At 59.4% G+C, this 17,179-nt stretch carries 14 protein-coding genes and 1 tRNA gene; 14 read left to right on the forward strand and 1 reads right to left on the reverse strand.

Annotation, left to right across the window (positions count from 1 at the left end):
• The first annotated feature begins 53 nt into the window (after positions 1-53).
• The 5 genes from rpsA (at position 54) to pyk (ending at position 7,169) form a co-directional block, all read left to right on the forward strand.
• The gene (gene rpsA / locus H3T90_RS00395) at positions 54-1,559 is read left to right on the forward strand and encodes a 30S ribosomal protein S1 (RefSeq protein WP_046323014.1); all 1,506 of its coding nucleotides are present in this window, start codon (positions 54-56) and stop codon (positions 1,557-1,559) included.
• Between the two features lie 86 nt (positions 1,560-1,645).
• On the forward strand, positions 1,646-2,278 hold the full coding sequence (coaE, locus tag H3T90_RS00400; protein ID WP_198229221.1) for a dephospho-CoA kinase: 633 nt from the start codon (positions 1,646-1,648) through the stop codon (positions 2,276-2,278).
• 38 nt (positions 2,279-2,316) lie between these two features.
• Complete coding sequence (gene uvrB / locus H3T90_RS00405; RefSeq protein WP_198229223.1) at positions 2,317-4,428, forward strand: excinuclease ABC subunit UvrB; 2,112 nt, start codon at positions 2,317-2,319, stop codon at positions 4,426-4,428.
• Positions 4,429-4,613: 185 nt separating this feature from the next.
• The gene (locus H3T90_RS00410; RefSeq protein ID WP_198229225.1) at positions 4,614-5,612 is read left to right on the forward strand and encodes a TerC family protein; all 999 of its coding nucleotides are present in this window, start codon (positions 4,614-4,616) and stop codon (positions 5,610-5,612) included.
• A 114-nt stretch (positions 5,613-5,726) separates the two neighbouring features.
• Positions 5,727-7,169 carry a pyruvate kinase gene (gene pyk, locus H3T90_RS00415; RefSeq protein WP_046323011.1) on the forward strand — a complete coding sequence of 481 codons (1,443 nt, stop codon included), beginning with the start codon at positions 5,727-5,729 and terminating at the stop codon, positions 7,167-7,169.
• 208 nt (positions 7,170-7,377) lie between these two features.
• Here the strand turns inward: pyk and H3T90_RS00420 are convergent, their stop codons facing one another.
• A complete protein-coding gene (locus tag H3T90_RS00420) occupies positions 7,378-7,971 on the reverse strand; it encodes an NUDIX domain-containing protein (RefSeq protein ID WP_046323781.1) in 594 nt (197 codons plus the stop codon).
• A gap of 121 nt (positions 7,972-8,092) precedes the next feature.
• Here H3T90_RS00420 and H3T90_RS00425 point away from each other — a divergent pair.
• From H3T90_RS00425 to H3T90_RS00465, 9 genes are all read left to right on the forward strand, one after another.
• Positions 8,093-8,166 (forward strand) — tRNA-Leu (locus H3T90_RS00425).
• Positions 8,167-8,215: 49 nt separating this feature from the next.
• Positions 8,216-8,863, forward strand: coding sequence for an ANTAR domain-containing response regulator (locus H3T90_RS00430; protein WP_015021953.1), 648 nt, complete (start codon positions 8,216-8,218; stop codon positions 8,861-8,863).
• Between the two features lie 8 nt (positions 8,864-8,871).
• Positions 8,872-11,766, forward strand: a complete 2,895-nt coding sequence (polA, locus tag H3T90_RS00435) for a DNA polymerase I (protein ID WP_198208461.1) — start codon at positions 8,872-8,874, stop codon at positions 11,764-11,766.
• Positions 11,767-11,814: 48 nt separating this feature from the next.
• A complete protein-coding gene (locus H3T90_RS00440; protein ID WP_198229227.1) occupies positions 11,815-12,732 on the forward strand; it encodes a Nif3-like dinuclear metal center hexameric protein in 918 nt (305 codons plus the stop codon).
• 35 nt (positions 12,733-12,767) lie between these two features.
• Entirely contained in the window at positions 12,768-13,451 is a 684-nt protein-coding gene (locus H3T90_RS00445; protein WP_198229229.1) for an NUDIX hydrolase, read from the forward strand.
• Positions 13,452-13,576: 125 nt separating this feature from the next.
• A complete protein-coding gene (locus tag H3T90_RS00450; protein ID WP_198229231.1) occupies positions 13,577-14,308 on the forward strand; it encodes a TetR/AcrR family transcriptional regulator in 732 nt (243 codons plus the stop codon).
• A 99-nt stretch (positions 14,309-14,407) separates the two neighbouring features.
• Entirely contained in the window at positions 14,408-15,139 is a 732-nt protein-coding gene (locus H3T90_RS00455; RefSeq protein ID WP_198229233.1) for an ABC transporter ATP-binding protein, read from the forward strand.
• A 1-nt stretch (position 15,140) separates the two neighbouring features.
• On the forward strand, positions 15,141-15,836 hold the full coding sequence (locus H3T90_RS00460) for an ABC transporter permease (RefSeq protein WP_198229235.1): 696 nt from the start codon (positions 15,141-15,143) through the stop codon (positions 15,834-15,836).
• 13 nt (positions 15,837-15,849) lie between these two features.
• Entirely contained in the window at positions 15,850-17,136 is a 1,287-nt protein-coding gene (locus H3T90_RS00465; RefSeq protein WP_198229237.1) for an MFS transporter, read from the forward strand.
• The last annotated feature ends 43 nt before the right edge of the window (positions 17,137-17,179 follow it).

A 17,179-nucleotide genomic window follows, 5' to 3' on the forward strand; every position in this document is an offset into this window, starting at 1 on the left:
TAACTCAATAACGGTAAAAATATCCACCAACTATACAAGAAACAATTTAATTAATGGCAGAGAATAACAAGGAAGTCCCTCAGGTCGCGGTCAATGACATCGGATCCGAGGAAGACTTCATCAAGGCAGTCGATTCCACCATCAAGAACTTCGACGATGGGGATCTGGTCGAGGGGACGGTCGTTAAGATCGACCATGACGAGGTTCTGCTGGACATCGGCTACAAGACCGAGGGCGTGATTCCCTCCCGCGAGCTTTCCATCAAGAAGGATGTCGATCCCGACGATGTGGTCCAGGTCGGTGACACCATTGAGGCTCTGGTCGTCACCAAGGAGGACAAGGAAGGCCGTCTGATCCTGTCCAAGAAGCGCGCACAGTACGAGCGTGCCTGGGGCGACATCGAGAAGATCAAGGATGCTGACGGCGTCGTCGAGGGCACCGTCATCGAGGCCGTCAAGGGCGGACTCATCGTCGACATCGGCCTGCGTGGCTTCCTGCCCGCATCCCTGGTCGAGATGCGCCGCGTTCGCGACCTGTCTCCCTACATCGGCCAGAAGATCAAGGCCAAGATCCTGGAGCTGGACAAGAACCGCAACAATGTGGTCCTCTCCCGCCGCCAGTACCTGGAGGAGACCCAGTCCGAGGTGCGTGAGACCTTCATGGCCCAGCTCAAGAAGGGCCAGATCCGCGAGGGCACGGTCAGCTCCATCGTCAACTTCGGCGCCTTCGTCGACTTGGGCGGCGTGGACGGCCTGATCCACGTTTCCGAGCTCTCCTGGAAGCACATCGATCACCCCAGCGAGGTCGTCAAGGTGGGCGACAAGGTCACCGTCGAAGTGCTGGATGTCGATATGGACCGTGAGCGTATCTCACTGTCCCTCAAGGCCACCCAGGAAGACCCCTGGCAGCGCTTCGCCCGGACCCATGTGCCCGGACAGATCGTCAAGGGCAAAGTCACCAAGATTGTGCAGTTCGGCGTCTTCGTCTCCGTCGAGGACGGCATCGAGGGCCTGGTTCATATCTCCGAGCTGGCCAACCGCCACGTGGAGAACCCAGAGACCGTGGTCAAGCAGGGTGAGGAGATCTTCGTCAAGGTTATTGACGTCGATCTGGATCGCCGCCGCATCTCACTGTCCCTCAAGCAGGCCGACGACTCTGTCGACCCGACTTCCGAGGACTTCGACCCGGCCATCTACGGCATGCCTGCCGAATATGACGAGGACGGCAACTACAAGTACCCCGAGGGCTTCGATCCCGAGAGCAACGAGTGGATCGCCGGCTACGAGAAGCAGCGGGAGGAGTGGGAGTCCCAGTATGCGGCCGCCCACGACCTCTGGGAGCAGCACAAGGCTTTCGTGGCCAAGGAGTTGGAGAACGCCGAGGCTTCGGCCGCCGAGGACAGCCGGTCCTCCCAGGCGCCCGCCGCCGGTTCCCACTCCCACCGTCAGAGCTCCGAGGAGACCACCAACTACAGCTCGGAGTCCAGCTCCGAGGGCACTTTGGCCTCCGACGATCAGCTGGCCGCCCTGCGCGAGCAGCTGCTCAAGGAAAAGAAGTGAGCATTAAGTAGTGAATGGAGGGGTCCGGCCTCGGTCGGGTCCCTCCATTTGTATGTGTTGCCATCAGCATTGCCTGGGAGGTCTGGATGATACGTGTGGGATTGACCGGGGGGATTGCGGCCGGCAAGAGCACGGTGGCGGCTCGGCTGGCTCGGAACGGGGCCAGGGTCATCGACTACGACAGGCTCTCCCACGAGGTCATCGCTCCGGGCGGACCTGGGGTAGGGCCGGTCCTCGAGCGGTTCGGAGCAGACTGCGGGGACGGCCATGGGGGAGTGGACAGGTCAGCCTTGGCTGCACGGGTCTTCGGAGGGGCGACGGCGGACCAGGATCGCAAGGATTTGGACGACCTCATCCATCCGCTGGTCTATGACCTAGCCGCCAAAGCCGAGCGGCCCTGGCTGGAGGGTTCCGAGGTGGTAGTCCACGACGTGCCCCTGCTGACCGAGGTGCGCTCAGCTATACCTTTTCACTTTGACAAGGTTCTGCTGGTAGAAGCCCCCAGTCAGGTGAGGATTGCGCGCATGGTGAATCAGAGGCATATGACTCAGAGTCAGGCTGTTGAGCGCATCGGCTCACAGACCAACAGCAGTGCGCGACGCGCTCAGGCCGACCTGCTGGTGGACGGGTCCCAGCCTATCGAACAAATGTTCGAGTCTGTTGATAGGATATATAAAGAGCTGAAATCCTTGGCCCTGGGTTCCTCGCACAGTAACTGACGGGCCTTGGCGAATGACGCATCCTGGAAGGGAGTTTCATGGGGTTCAACATAGAGCGGACCGATAAGCCCTTCGTGGTCAAGTCTCCCTACAAGCCCTCCGGCGACCAGCCAGAGGCTATCGAGGAGCTGGCTACACGGATTGAGAATGGCGAGAACGATGTGGTGCTCATGGGCGCCACCGGCACGGGCAAGACCGCGACCACGGCCTGGCTGATTGAGCGCCTGCAGCGGCCCACTCTGATTCTGGAGCCCAACAAGACCCTGGCCGCCCAGCTATGCGCCGAGTTCCGCGAGCTCATGCCCGACAATGCGGTCTCCTACTTCGTCTCCTACTACGACTACTACCAGCCCGAGGCCTACATTCCACAGACGGACACCTACATCGAAAAGGACTCCAACATCAACGACGATGTGGAGCGGCTCCGGCACGCCGCCACTGCCAACTTGCTGACTAGGCGCGACTGCGTGGTGGTGGCCACCGTCTCCTGTATCTACGGCTTGGGCACGCCCGAGGAGTACGCCGGCCGCATGCTCTTTCTGCACGAGGGGGACCGGATCAACCGGGACGACCTGCTGCGCAAGTTCGTGGACATGCAGTACAAGCGCAACGACATCGCCTTCACCCGAGGCACCTTCCGAGTACGCGGCGACACGGTTGAGATCATCCCCGTCTATGAGGAGCTGGCCGTCCGCATCGAATTCTTTGGCGATGAGATCGACCGCATCTCCACCCTGCACCCGCTGACCGGGGACGAGATCGCCCATGAGACCTCAGTGCACATCTTCCCCGCTTCCCACTATGTGGCCGGTCCCGAACGGATGGAGCGCGCCCTGAAGACCATCAAGGAGGAGTTGGACTGGCGTGTGGGCCAACTGCGCAAGCAGGGCAAGGAGCTGGAGGCCCAGAGGCTGACCATGCGCACCACCTACGACCTGGAGATGCTCACCCAGATTGGCACTTGCTCCGGAGTGGAGAACTACTCCCGTCACTTCGACGGGCGCGAACCTGGGACGCCGCCTCACACCTTGCTGGACTTCTTCCCTGACGACTTCCTGCTGGTCATCGACGAGTCCCATGTGACCGTCCCCCAGATCGGAGCCATGTACGAGGGTGATGCCAGCCGCAAGCGGACTCTGGTGGAGCACGGCTTCCGCTTGCCTTCGGCCATGGACAACCGTCCGCTGAAGTGGCCTGAGTTTCTGGACAAGGTGGGCCAGACGGTCTACCTGTCGGCAACGCCAGGCGACTATGAGATGGGCCTGTCCGACGGGGTGGTAGAGCAGGTCATACGGCCCACAGGCCTGCTGGATCCCGAGGTGGAGGTTAGGCCTGTCAAGGGCCAGGTGGATGATCTCCTGGACGAAATCAAGACAAGGGTGGATCGCCACGAGCGGGTTCTGGTAACCACGCTGACCAAGAAGATGGCCGAGGACCTGACCGATTACCTACTTGAGCGCGACATCAAAGTGGAATACTTGCACTCTGACGTGGACACCCTCAGGCGGGTGGAGCTCCTGCGGGAGCTGCGCGAGGGCAAGATCGACGTCATCGTGGGCATCAACCTCCTACGCGAGGGACTGGACCTGCCTGAGGTCTCCTTGGTGGCCATTCTGGATGCGGACAAGGAGGGCTTCCTGCGCTCATACCGCTCACTGATCCAAACCATCGGCCGTGCGGCCAGGAACGTGTCCGGCAAGGTCATCATGTACGCCGACGAGGTCACCGACTCCATGGACAAGGCCATCAGCGAGACCAATCGTCGTCGGGCCAAGCAGATCGCCTACAACAAGGAACATGGCGTGAATCCCAAGCCATTGATCAAGAAGATCAGCGATGTCAACGACATGCTGGCCAAGGAGGACGTGGATACCCAGACCCTGCTGGCAGGAGGCTACCGCAACGCCAACAAGGCTGGCAATTCCCACCTGGGCGTTCCCCTCTACGACAAGGAGGAGGCCGACAAGCGGCACCAGGAGATTCTCCAGGCTGGTCTGCCGGCGCAGGATCTTGCCGACCTGATTCGTCAGCTGAGCGACCAGATGCACACGGCTGCGCAACAGCTGCAGTTCGAGCTTGCAGCCCGTCTGCGCGACGAAATTAAGGATCTGAAGAAGGAGCTGAGGCAGATGACCGAGGCCAAAAAATAAGTTTAGCCTTAGCCTTAGCCTTAGCCTTGGCCCATGGCTTTTGGTCCGACCAGGCCATGCTTCAAGCTTGTGACAATGAATGAGGAATCATAGGCCCGATCCTGCGGAACATTGCTTGCGAGGATGTTCTGATGGGTGGGCCGGGAAGATGAGCACGTCATATCTTGCCACTAGAGTCAGGTGATATGTCCGAGACACCTCTGCCGTTCATGGTTGTGAGCCTGGTTGTGCTGGCCCTCTTCTTCGTGGTCGATCTTCTGGTGATCGGACGGCGACCACACGTGCCTTCCACCGGCGAGTGCGTGCGGCACATTGCCTTCTTCGTGGTCATGGCCTTGATTTTTGGTGCGCTGATCTGGAAGGTGGCTGGGTCCAAGCCGGCCATCGAGTTCTACTCGGGTTGGCTGACCGAGTACTCGCTCAGCATTGACAACCTCTTCGTCTTCGTCATCATCATGAGCAATTTTGCCGTGCCCTTGCGTCTTCAGCGCTATGTGCTCAGCATCGGCATTACTATCGCCCTACTGCTGCGCGGCGTCTTCATCCTGGCCGGAACGGCACTAATTACCCGCTTCACTTGGGTATTCTTCATCTTCGGCTTCTTTCTGCTCTATACCGCCTGGAACATGGTCTCCAGCCGCGGCAAGCAGGAGGAGTACCACGAGAACGGGCTGATCAGGATCCTGCGCCGGGTCATCCCCATCACCAGCCACTATGACGGCGAACATCTGCGGACCACCTTTGAGGGCAAGCACTACTTCACGCCCATGCTGGTGGTTTTCCTGGCCATTGGCACTACAGATGTCATGTTCGCCTTCGACTCCATTCCGGCCATCTTCGGACTGACCAAGGATCCCTTCATCGTTTTCACCTCCAATGTCTTCGCCCTGCTGGGCCTTCAGCAGCTTTACTTCCTGCTTGGATCCCTGCTCGACAAGCTGGAGTATCTGCCCCTTGGGCTGGCTGTGGTTCTGGCCTTCATCGGAGTCAAGCTGATCATGGAGGCTCTGCACGGCAACACCCTGCCTTTCATCAACGGCGGGCGGTCCTTGACTGCCGTGCCGGAGATACCGACCTGGGTGTCCCTGCTGGTCATCGTCCTGGCCATCGGTATATCCGCACTGGCCTCAGTGCTCAAGAGTCGCCATCAGTCCTTTGAATCAGCTGCACAGGGAGAAAGGTAATTAACAATCCACTGAGCCACTAGGGTTGTTAGCGCTAACGGGAAATACTGGTTCCCATCACCCTAAGTCTGTACAATAGAACGGTAAGTAAGAAAAAGAACAGGCAGGTAGCATATGCGCAAAGCCAAGATCGTCGATACCATCGGGCCGGCTTCGGAGTCGCTGGAGAACATCACCAAGCTGGTCAGGGCCGGCATGGATGTGGCCAGGCTCAACCGGTCCCACGGCACCCCCGAAGATCACCTCAAGGTTTACAACAACGTGCGTCAGGCCAGCAAGGAGACTGGACGCAACGTGGCGGCCCTTGTCGATTTGCAGGGTCCTAAGATTCGTTGCGGCTGGTTTAAGAAGAACGAGCAGGGCGAAGACAAGGTCTTCCTCAAGGAGGGCCAGGAGTTCACCATCACCACCGACGATGTCGAGGGTGACGAGCACATGACCTCCACCACCTTCAAGGGTCTGCCCGGTGACTGCCATCCCGGCGATCCCATTTTGATTGATGACGGCAAGGTCCGTCTGGAGGTCACCAAGGTCGAGGGCAACCAGGTTCACACCAAGGTGGTCGTGGCTGGTCCGGTCTCCTCCCACAAGGGCATCAACCTGCCCGGCGTGGCCGTGAGCCTACCGGCATTGACCCCCAAGGACGAGGAGGACTTGCGCTGGGGTATCCGCACCGGTGCCGACATCATTGCCATGTCTTTCGTCCGCTTCGCCACTGACATCGACCGCGCCCATGAGATCATGGACGAGGAGGGTCGCCGCATCCCCATCGTGGCCAAGATCGAAAAGCCCCAGGCGGTTGAGAACCTGGAGGAGATCGTCAAAGCCTTCGACGGCATCATGGTAGCCCGCGGCGACATGGCTGTGGAGATGCCGTTCGAGCAGGTTCCCCTGGTGACCAAGCGCTGCATCGAGCTGGCCCGTCAGTACGCCAAGCCGGTCATCGTCGCTACCGAGGTTCTGGGATCCATGGTTCATTCGCCCATCCCCAGCCGCGCCGAGGCCTCCGACTGCGCCAATGCCGTCCTTGACGGTGCCGACGCCACCATGACCTCCAACGAGACCGCCGTGGGCGACTACCCCGACACCACGGTCTCTACAATGGCCCGGATCTCTGAGTACGCCACCACCCACGGGTTTGATCGTATCCCGGATATGCACAACCTGGACATGTCCAACTCGGGTGCTGTTTCTTCCGCTGCCGTGGACCTGGCTGACAAGATCAACGCCAAGGCCATCGTGGCCTTCACTCAGACCGGCAACACCGTGCACCGCGTCTCCCGCGAGCGTCCGGCCGCCCCCATCTATGCGCTGACCACCGATGAGCACACTTATCATTGGCTGGCACTGAGCTGGGGCACCGAGGCCTTCATGTGTGAGCAGGACTACCACGACTTCAACCGTGCAGGCCTCATGGCCTTCGTGGACTCCACTTTGAAGAAGCAGGGCAAGGTCTCCGACGGCGACTGCCTGGTGGTGCTCAGTAGCGCCCAAGGCGAGTATGAGCCGGGAAACACCGACTGCATCTACGTCCACACAGTTGGCGCCAACGACTGATCTCCGGACTGTTGCCTGACTGCCGTCTGAGTCAGCCAGGCAGCTGGACCTTTAGAGTCATTCGATGCTGACACAGCAAAGAACCGGTGGTCTTTCCCCGCCTAACAAGGTAGGGGGAGAGGTCACCGGTTCGCTATGTGATTGCTCCTGTGCTAGTCGGCTCGCTGCTAAGGCGTTTAGGTAGCAGGCAATTGTCGCAGGAACAGCCTCAGTGCAGGTCGGACAGTCCGATTTTGGCTCGCAGGATGGCGATGGTGGTTTTAGCATCCAATATGGTCCCTGCGATCACCATGTCATAGGCCTCATCCACGGTGAAGAGCCGCACATTCTGGTGGGGAGTCTCTGGTGCCAGGCTGGAAGGTTGCACCGCTGTCAAGCCTTCGGCATAGAAGAGCGTGGTGTGTTGCGTGGAGAAGCTTGGAGTGTTGATGAACCTCGCGAACTGGTTGAAGGAGGCAGCCTTGTATCCGGCCTCTTCGCGCAGTCGTCTGGTAGCCACATCGATGGGGGCCTCCTTGTCGTTGAGCGGATGGCCGGCCGGCAGCTCAAGGGTCCAACGATGGGTGGGCAGACGGTACTGCTCGACCAGGGGTATCCTTCCATCGTCGGTGATGGCTAGGACGGCGATGGTGTCTCCATGCTTCTCGCTGACGATGCTGCGATCGAAGGTCTGATTGTCACTGGATTCAAAGGTGACCCTGTCGACGCTGAAGTAATGGCTGTCCATAATTTGCTTGCGGGCCTTTTCCTGGACGGGGGAGGTGCGCCAAGGATCGAACCGTCGATAGATCTGAGTGGTCATCATGCTCTCCTTCGACTGCTGATGTGCCTGTATACATAACTGTCTTCATTCTAAGGCAGATTCAACACGAATAGCCTTGCGTCGTCGCCAAAGTATGGTAAATTCTCTGTGGTAACGAAAAGCCCCCGTATCCCAATTGGTAGAGGAAACGGCCTCAAAATCCGTGCAGTGTGAGTTCGAGTCTCACCGGGGGCACGATAAAGCGAACCCCATCCGTCACTCATCGGTTTTCGGTGGAGCCAGGATGGACTTTCAGGAAACGAGGTTGAAAGTGGCTTCAGAGAGTAAGAACCGCAGCGATTCCCCTGAAGGGCGGACCGTGGTTGTGGCGGAAGATGAGGCTTTGATCAGGCTCGATACCGTCGAAGCTCTCGAGGATGCCGGCTATGACGTGGTCGGCCAGGCAGCCAGCGGCCAGGAGGCCATTGATCTGACTCGTGAGCTGAGACCCGATGTAGTCGTTATGGACGTGAAGATGCCCGGCACCGACGGCATTACCGCCGCCACTGAGATCGGCAAGGAGAATCTGGCCCCGGTGGTTATGCTGACGGCGTTTTCTCAGCAGAGTCTGGTCGAGAAGGCGGCTGATGCTGGGGCTATGGCCTATGTGGTCAAGCCCTTCGCTCCGGAAAAGCTGCTTCCGGCCCTTGAGGTGGCCATTTCACGCTTCGATCAGATCAACGCCCTGAAGGACGAGGTAACCGACATGAAGGCCCGTTTCGAAGCCCGGAAGCGGGTGGACAGGGCCAAGGGTCTGCTCATGGAGAGCATGGGCATGACCGAGTCTGAGGCCTTCCGCTGGATCCAGAAGACATCCATGGACCGCAGGCTGACTATGCAGGAGGTGGCCGACGTGGTCATCAACAACGTGGCCAATCAGAACGATCGTTAGTCATTCTTATGGAAGACCAGACGAAGGAGCAGGACAAGGACGGCCGCACCCTGCTGGTCGTCGATGGACATTCGCTGGCCTTCCGGGCCTTCTATGCCCTTCCCGTCGAGAGCTTCACTACCTCGACGGGGCAACCCACCAACGCGGTATGGGGCTTTGCCACCATGCTGGCGGATGTAATGGCCAAGGAGAAGCCCACTCACATGGGCGTGGCCTTTGACGTCAAGGGCGGCACCTTCCGCAACGCAATGTTGCCCCAATACAAGGGCACCCGTGAAGCCGCTCCTAAGGAACTGCTGAGCCAGCTGCCTCTGATCCAGGACCTGCTTAAGGGCCTGGGCATCACCTATATCGAAAAGCCCGGTTACGAGGGCGACGATATCATCGGCACGCTGGCCACCATGGGGGAGCAGGCCGGGTTCAAGACCCTGGTCCTGTCGGGGGACAGGGATGCCTTTCAGCTAGTGGACGACGACATCACCGTGCTCTACCCAGGCCACCACTTCAAGAACCTCAAGCACATGACGCCCCAGGCCATCATGGATCGCTACAAGGTGACCCCGGAGCAGTATCCGGATCTGGCCGCCATGCGCGGCGAGGGGGCCGACAACATCCCTGGCGTGCCGGGTGTGGGCGACGGCTATGCCGCCAAGTGGATCAACAAGTACGGATCGTTGGATTCCATTCTGGAACACGCTGACGAAATCGGCGGCAAGAAGGGCCAGGCATTGGCGGAGAATGCCGACCAGGTGCGGCTCAACCGGAAGGTCAATGCCCTGGTGCGCGACCTGGATCTGGGCGTGAAGGTGGAGGATCTGCGTTTCGGCACCATCCATACGGATCAGGTTCTGCCCATCTTTGAGCAGCTGCAGTTCGGCCCGCAGACCCGCAAGAAGATCCTGCGCGGATTCAACACGGTTGCCGATTACGATTACTCTCCAGCTTCAGCGCTGGTGGATGTCAGCAACAAGCAAGAGGAGTTCACGCAGCCCGAGCGTGATAAGGCGGAGTCCGCCGACCAGCTGCGGGACTGGTGTGAGAAGCATCTGCCGGATAAGGCCCTCTGCCGGCGCTCGGCAGACCATGTCAAGGCCATGGCAGATGCCCTGGACCAAATCAAAGACATCGGAGACTCCGACCAGAATGCCATGCGCTGCAGTGAAGCCATGAAAGAGCACTGGGTTCTTCACGCTATCGGCTGGGCCAAGCACGGCGACTACGGCCTGGAGGAACTGGCTATTCTCTCCATGGATGGCCACGGCCTGGTCCTTATGGCGGAAGACATTGACGAAGCCATGCGTGAAGCCATCCAGGAGCTGATTGACCAGCGGATTGGGACCTGCGTGGTCCATGGTTATAAGGAGCATCTGCACTTCTTGGAGAGCCAGGGACTGCACATGTCCCTGCCCCTGTTCGATACCAAGCTGGCAGGCTATTTGGCTGAGCCTGATTTCCACGCTGACAATCTGGAACAGGCCGTAGCCCACTTCCTGGCCATCCCCGTAGAGGAGGAGCCTGAAGCCACACAGGGGGCCCTGGCCCTGGACGGGCGAGAGGATGAGGACGAGCGTCGGCGGGGGACTCGGATTCTTCGTCAGGCGCAATACGTTATGATGGTTTCCGAGCGCCTGCAGGAACTTATGGACGAGCGTCATCAGTACGGGCTGCTCCGCACCATAGAGCTGCCCACCTCCGCAGTCCTGGCGCAGATGGAGACCGAGGGCGCCAAGGTGGACGATGCCCGCCTGAAGGAGATGCACGACCGGTTCGCTGCAGAGGCCCGTCAGGCTCAGGAAATCGCTTGGGATAAGGCCGGCAGCCGTGTCAACCTGCAGAGCCCCAAGCAGCTTAGCAAGGTGCTCTTTGATGATATGGGCCTGGTGCCCACCCATAGGACTAAGACCGGTTCCTATTCCACCAACGTCTCGGTCCTGCAGGACTTGTATATAAAGTCGGTCAACAACGAACGGGCCAACGACTTCCTGGGTGCGCTCCTCAAGCACAGGGAGACCAACAAGCTCAAGCAGATCGTGCAAACCCTGCGCGAGGCTGTCAATCCCCGGGATGGACGGCTGCACACCACCTATGAGCAGACCGTGGCCGCCACTGGCCGGTTGAGCTCGGTTGATCCCAACTTGCAGAACATTCCCAACCGGGATGCCCGTGGGCGTGAGATTCGTTCGGCCTTCGTGCCTGGCAGCGGGTACGAGGCGCTGCTTTCCTCGGACTACTCCCAGGTGGAGCTGCGGATCATGGCCCATCTTTCCGGGGACCAGGCCTTGATCGATGCCTTCAAGTCTGGCGCTGACTTCCACCGGTACGTGGCCAGCTTGGTCTACGACATCCCCATGGAGGAGGTCACCGGGGACCAGCGCTCCCATGTGAAGGCCATGAGCTATGGGCTGGCCTATGGGCTGAGCACCTATGGCCTGGCCCAGCAACTCAAGATCAGCCCGGCCGCGGCTGATGTGCTGCGCGCCAAGTACTTCGCCACCTTCGGCAAGGTCCATGAGTACTTGGAGTCCCTGGTGGCCGATGCCCGTGAGAAGGGTTACACCGAGACCATGTTCGGTCGGCGGCGCTACTTCCCAGGGCTGCGTTCCAAGCGCCGTCCCACCCGCGAAGCCGCCGAGAGGGCTGCTCTGAACGCGCCCATCCAGGGGTCAGCTGCCGATATCATGAAAATCGCCATGATCAAGGCCAGCCGTGCCTTGTCCGATCAGGGGCTGAAGAGCCGAATCTCCCTGCAGATCCACGATGAATTGCTGGTGGAGATCGCTCCCGGAGAGACCGACAAGGCCACCAAACTGGTCAAGGATTCCATGGAACATGCCGTTGAATTGGCCGTGCCCCTGGATGTGTCCACCGGCATTGGCCAGGATTGGGAGCTAGCCGCTCACTGAACTAACATGGGGTGGCTTGGGCCCAGCAGGATCCGAGGAGGGATCGTTATGTCTGATGGGCAAGATGAGGTTCAGAGGCCTTCGGTGTCCCTGGGCCAGGTTGTGGATCTGCTGGAGGGGCTTTACCCCTTGGAATACGCAGAGGACTGGGATTATCCTGGTCTGGTGGCGGGGGATCCGTCCTGGCCGGTCAGGCGGATTTGGTGCGCCGTAGACCCTCGGCCCGATGTGGTTCAGGAGGCTCTTGACCACAAGGCCGACCTGCTGATCACCCACCATCCGCTCTTCTTCAGGTCGGTCCACCAGGTTTCCGGCCAGGATTTCCGCGGGGATATGATAACCAGGCTGATTGAGGGCCGTTGTGGGCTCTGGGTTGGGCATACCAACGCTGATGCTGCTTACCGTGGCGTGGCCCAGGCCGCTGCCGATGTTCTTGACCTGCAGGAGGCGAGACCACTGGCTCCTCAGTCGGTCTCTAAACGCGATTTACACGCTGATCAGGGGATCCAGGTAGGCCTGGGTCGTTGGGGACGGCTTCCTAAGCCCGCACCATTTGAGGATTTGGTCCATACCGTGGCGGGCCTCCTGCCCAGGACGGCTCTGGGTGTTCAGGCGGTCGGTGTGCCCGAGGCCATGGTTTCCACGGTCGCCCTGCTGCCCGGCTCTGGGGACTCCGAGTTCGACCTGGTCCGGTCCACGGGGGCAGATGTCTACATTACCAGCGATTTGCGCCATCATCCAGCCACGGATGCCTACCAGCAGGCCCTTTATGAGGCCCGGATGGCGGGTCGTCCCAATCAGCCCAGACCCATGCTGATCAACACCCCGCACTCGGCCATCGAAAGTCTCTGGTTCCGCTACGCCAGGGGAGACATTGCCCAGGCCCTGGAGATGGCTACTGGTGTTCGTCCACAGGTGGAGGTCTCATCGATCGTCACCGACCCTTGGACCATGGTGGTGCGCTGACGGCTGGGGGTTGATGATTGAGGAGGAATGATTGCATGAGCGATGAAGCACAGGATCTGCAGGCACGATTGGCTGCCAGACTGGCCGACCGGGATGGCCAGGGGCCCAAGGGCATCGATATGGACCGTGTACCCGAGCTGATGGATGATAGGGAGGTCTTCCGCGGCCCGATATTCGTTATCGACCAACAGCAGGTGGCCATGTTCCGGCGTGACGGTTCTAAGGAGATCATCGGCAGACAGCTCATCCGTCACGCCCCCTGCGTGGTCATGCTGGTGCACGACTGCACTGCCGATGCCTATCTGCTGACCCGTGAGTACCGGGTGGGCGCCCAGGCCTACGTATTCGGCCTGCCAGCCGGCTTCATCGACCCGGGCGAGAGCCCTGTCAAGGCCGTCCTGCGCGAGCTGCGTGAGGAGACCGGTTTGGTACCTGGGCCTGAGGGTGCTCCGGGCTCAGAAAGCCATCTGGATCCGGACAACGGCTGGATTGATGCCGCTCCCGACGTCTACTCCTCCCTGGGCATGAGTGACGAGCTCGGACACATCGTGGTCCTGCATTTGCGTCGCTGGCATCAGGGGCCAACCGACTTCGACCCGGGCGAGCACATCCAGTCGGCCTGGGTCTCCTGGCAGGAGCTCTGCGCAGCAGGAGTCGCCGATGCCAAGGCGGTGGTTGCCATTCAGCACGAGGCCATCCGTCGTCTGCTGAAGGATTGATATCGAGGCATAAAGTTTATGATTGGTCAAGCAGAACATACCAGTGGTATGATAGCTTTTGTCGGACAAGATGGTCAGACCAGGATGGTCAGGCATTGATGCACTGACAGGAAGAGGAGCACCGCATGGGCACGCCGAAGGATCCCGAAGGGCATCGCAATCAGATCCTTGATGTAGCTCAGCGGCTCTTCCTGGAAAAGGGCTACGACGGAACCAGCATTCAGGACATTGTCGATGGTCTGGGTGGCATGACCAAGGGAGCTGTCTACTACCATTTTCCTTCCAAGACGGCCATTTTCCATGCGGTCACCGAGCGCATGGCTTCGTCCTCATCCCAGGGGGACTGGCTGGGGGAATGGCCCGGAAAAACTGGCCTGGACAAACTGCGCAACGAGCTGATTGCCTCTCTGTCGGCTTACTCGCGTCTCGATGTGACCTTTTCAGCCAGAACCTTGTTGAAGAGCCCCCGCATGGTCGGGGAGATGTACTTGAAATCCATGGACAGGATTGTGGACGTGATCACCCCCTACGTTCGTGAAGGCGTGGAGGACGGCTCCATTGCCCCCTGCAATCCCGAGGATCTGGCCCAGGTGCTCTATATCCTGCTCAACATGTGGATAGGGATCCGGTTCTCGACCATGACTCGGGACCAAGTGGTTTCCAAGTTTACTCTGTTGGCCGATATGCTCAAGGGGATCGGGGCACCGGTCATAGATGATCGGGTCATTCGCGCAGCCGTGCACTTGCATGCGCATCTGAAGAGCAATCCACTGACTGCCACTGGTGGCGAGTCCACTCAGGAGAAATCCGACCGGGATCAGGATCACGAGGCCTCTCTGAGCCGAGAGATCTCTTAGGGCCTAGATGGCTCTGGCGATTAGCAAGATTCGGGTACTCAACGGGTGAATGGTTTTGTTTCCGCCAAACATACCATTGGTATTTTTGAAAGGAGTTTCATGAAAATTCTGGAGGCGGACGGTATCGTCCAAGTGTTTGAAGGCAGGGAGGTGCTGGCTGGGCTGGACCTGTCATTGGAGCAGGGCGAAATTCTGGGCCTGTTGGGAGCCAACGGGGCTGGCAAGTCCACGCTGTTGAAGATTCTGACTGGAATGCAGAGACCTGCCGGCGGACAGGTCCGCTTTCTGGAGAAACCTCTCAGCAAAGGCTACCCGGGCAGTTTGGCAAGGATGGGGGTGTCCATCAACGAGCCCGTATTTTATGAGTCCCTCAGTGCCAGGCAGAACCTGGAGATCGACCTGTCCTACCATTCGTTGGCAAGCGGGGAGCATAGAGCCGTTGATCTCGCCGGAATCAGCCAACTCTTGGAGAACGTCGGATTGACTGCCGATTCAACCACGCCTGTTGGCAGATATTCCATGGGCATGAGGCAGAGGCTGGCCCTGGCAAGATGCATGGGCCATCATCCTGACCTTTGCCTACTGGACGAGCCGCTCAACGGATTGGATCCTGTGGCCATCGGACAGCTGCGAAACAGCCTGCAAAGTCTGGCTGCCCAAGGCAGTGCGGTCCTCTTTTCCAGCCACATCCTCTCCGAGGTGCTGCACACTGCCGACCGTGTGATGGTGGTGGCGGACGGCAGGGTAAGTCTGCGGGCCAGCGTCTCGGAGCTCCTCAATAAGGGCCAAGAGGCCGCCGAACAGACCCTGATCAATGCTATGGAGGGCTGATATGAAGACGCTGCTGCAATTGGAGCTGAAAAAGACGAGACTATGGCCCTGCATTTTCGGAGGACTGGCAGTGGTGGCCGCATCCTTGGCCCTGGGAGGCATGTTCCTGGCCATTGGCCACACGAGCGGGCGGTCTGATCCTCGGCTGTCCAGTCTGGCTTTCGTGTTGCAGATGGCCATGGTCATCCTTCTGGTAGGTTTCTCTTTGGTGGCCGCTGCCCTCTGCAACCTGGTCTTCATCGAACCCTATACAGGGAGGAATCTGACACTCACCCTGTCGTGCCCCATCTCGCGGGAACGAATCCTGCTGGCCAAACTGGTGTTCGTCGGCTTCTTCACGGCCCTGTCCTATCTGGCGGGGACGGCCGTTACCCTGACCGTCTTGCTGCTGGTCGACCGTCTTGTGGGTTCACTCGGAAAGGGTTCGCCAGTCAGCCTGTTCGGACAGGTTCTCTTCATGCTGGTCACCAGTCTCGCGGGACTGGCAGGGCTGGTCGGCATTGCCCTTTCCTTGGGCTTCTGGAAGCGCTCGCTGCCCATCATGTTTGGGGTCCTGCTCCTGCTGGACGCTTTGGTGGGCAACCTGCTCTCCCTTTCCCCACTGCTGTCTGCGCTGGTGCTTCTGATCATCTTTCTGACCTCCCTGCCGGCCTGGTGGTTGCTTCACCGGACTCTCATGAAGATCGAACTGCCCTGAACGGCTGCTGACCATGCAGGAACTTCTGAAGAACAAGCCTTTCGTGACCATGGTTCTGGCCAGTTTGTTTAATACGGTCGGGGGCGAGCTCTTCAACATCGTCTTCATCGTCTATGCCCAGACCATGCCCTTTGCCGGACTGGCCGTCTCCATAGCTTCAATGGCCTGGGTGGCGCCAACGCTGACGGCCATCCTGACCGGATACTTGGCCGACAGGACCGTGCACAAGACACGGATGCAAGTGGTGATCAAGCTGATTCAGGTGTGTATTTACCTGGCTATGGCCATGACAATCGGCAGGTCCAAGAGTTTGCCCGTCTTTCTACTGCTGGTAGCCATGGACATGGCATCTTCCATGCTGGAGGGATATGCGGGCAGTCTGTGGATGCCGGTCCTCAAACACCTGGTCCAGCCAGGCCAGCTCCATCAGGCGACCTCAATCACCTCCGCTGCATCCAATGTCGCGGCTGTCATCAGTGCAGGCGGAGGTGTGGTGTTGATCGCTATCCTGGGCAACAGATTCGCTGTATTCGCGCTGATCAATGCTGCCACCTTTCTGCTGGCGGGAATTCTGGTGGCCATTGGCTATAAGGCATTCGCCAGGGCGGAGGTCACAGGCAATGATTCACCTGTGGGCAAGCATGTGGGCCTGTCCTCCAGCCTCCGTATGACCTTGGGGGAGTTTCGCAGCTCTACATTCCTGGTCCTGATGGTGGGCTTCGGCTGTCTGGTCAACCTTCTGGGGACGGCTCTGCAACCCTTGCTCAATCTGGGGCTGATTTCCATGTCCGAGGTCTGGTGGGGAAGCTACGGCACAACCATAGCCGTAGTCAACGGCATCTCCTCGCTTGGACTGATCCTTGGCGCACTCCTTGCCGCAGATCCGCTCAGGCGGCTGCCCATGGCCCACCTGCTGACCGGAGTCATGGCTGCAGCCGCTACGGTAGGTGTCAACCTGGTTTGGCTGCACATCCATGCCCTGCTGCTCCTCCCGCTCCTGGCCATGAACTATCTTTTGGGCAAGATCAACCCTCGGTTCATGACCATGCTCATCCGCACAGTGGGCGAGGACCATCTGGCTGCAACTATGGGAGTGGTACAGACTGTCATGATGTTAGGGGCGCCTCTGGGGCAGACGATTTTTCTAACGCTGGGAAATCTGGTTGGCATCGCCATTACCATGTCCATTTATGCGAGCCTGACGGGCCTTCTGGCTCTGACGATTCTCCTTGCAGGATTGCTGGGCATGAATGCCAAGGATCCGACTCCCGACATGGGCCAAAAGCAAAAGTCGGGCTAGCCGGATTTGAACCGGCGAAATTTTAATAATTCGGAGCTTTTTG

Origin of the sequence: Bifidobacterium polysaccharolyticum (assembly GCF_016101585.1) — a bacterium.
GTDB classification, from domain to species: Bacteria; Actinomycetota; Actinomycetes; order Actinomycetales; family Bifidobacteriaceae; genus Bombiscardovia; species Bombiscardovia polysaccharolytica.

What these genes read in the sequence shown, in the direction of transcription:
- rpsA (WP_046323014.1), top strand. Translation starts at nt 54, where the DNA reads ATGGCAGAGAATAACAAGGAAGTCCCTCAGGTCGCGGTCAATGACATC.
- coaE (WP_198229221.1), top strand. Translation starts at nt 1,646, where the DNA reads ATGATACGTGTGGGATTGACCGGGGGGATTGCGGCCGGCAAGAGCACG.
- uvrB (WP_198229223.1), top strand. Translation starts at nt 2,317, where the DNA reads ATGGGGTTCAACATAGAGCGGACCGATAAGCCCTTCGTGGTCAAGTCT.
- H3T90_RS00410 (WP_198229225.1), top strand. Translation starts at nt 4,614, where the DNA reads ATGTCCGAGACACCTCTGCCGTTCATGGTTGTGAGCCTGGTTGTGCTG.
- pyk (WP_046323011.1), top strand. Translation starts at nt 5,727, where the DNA reads ATGCGCAAAGCCAAGATCGTCGATACCATCGGGCCGGCTTCGGAGTCG.
- H3T90_RS00420 (WP_046323781.1), bottom strand. Translation starts at nt 7,971, where the DNA reads ATGACCACTCAGATCTATCGACGGTTCGATCCTTGGCGCACCTCCCCC.
- H3T90_RS00430 (WP_015021953.1), top strand. Translation starts at nt 8,216, where the DNA reads ATGGACTTTCAGGAAACGAGGTTGAAAGTGGCTTCAGAGAGTAAGAAC.
- polA (WP_198208461.1), top strand. Translation starts at nt 8,872, where the DNA reads ATGGAAGACCAGACGAAGGAGCAGGACAAGGACGGCCGCACCCTGCTG.
- H3T90_RS00440 (WP_198229227.1), top strand. Translation starts at nt 11,815, where the DNA reads ATGTCTGATGGGCAAGATGAGGTTCAGAGGCCTTCGGTGTCCCTGGGC.
- H3T90_RS00445 (WP_198229229.1), top strand. Translation starts at nt 12,768, where the DNA reads ATGAGCGATGAAGCACAGGATCTGCAGGCACGATTGGCTGCCAGACTG.
- H3T90_RS00450 (WP_198229231.1), top strand. Translation starts at nt 13,577, where the DNA reads ATGGGCACGCCGAAGGATCCCGAAGGGCATCGCAATCAGATCCTTGAT.
- H3T90_RS00455 (WP_198229233.1), top strand. Translation starts at nt 14,408, where the DNA reads ATGAAAATTCTGGAGGCGGACGGTATCGTCCAAGTGTTTGAAGGCAGG.
- H3T90_RS00460 (WP_198229235.1), top strand. Translation starts at nt 15,141, where the DNA reads ATGAAGACGCTGCTGCAATTGGAGCTGAAAAAGACGAGACTATGGCCC.
- H3T90_RS00465 (WP_198229237.1), top strand. Translation starts at nt 15,850, where the DNA reads ATGCAGGAACTTCTGAAGAACAAGCCTTTCGTGACCATGGTTCTGGCC.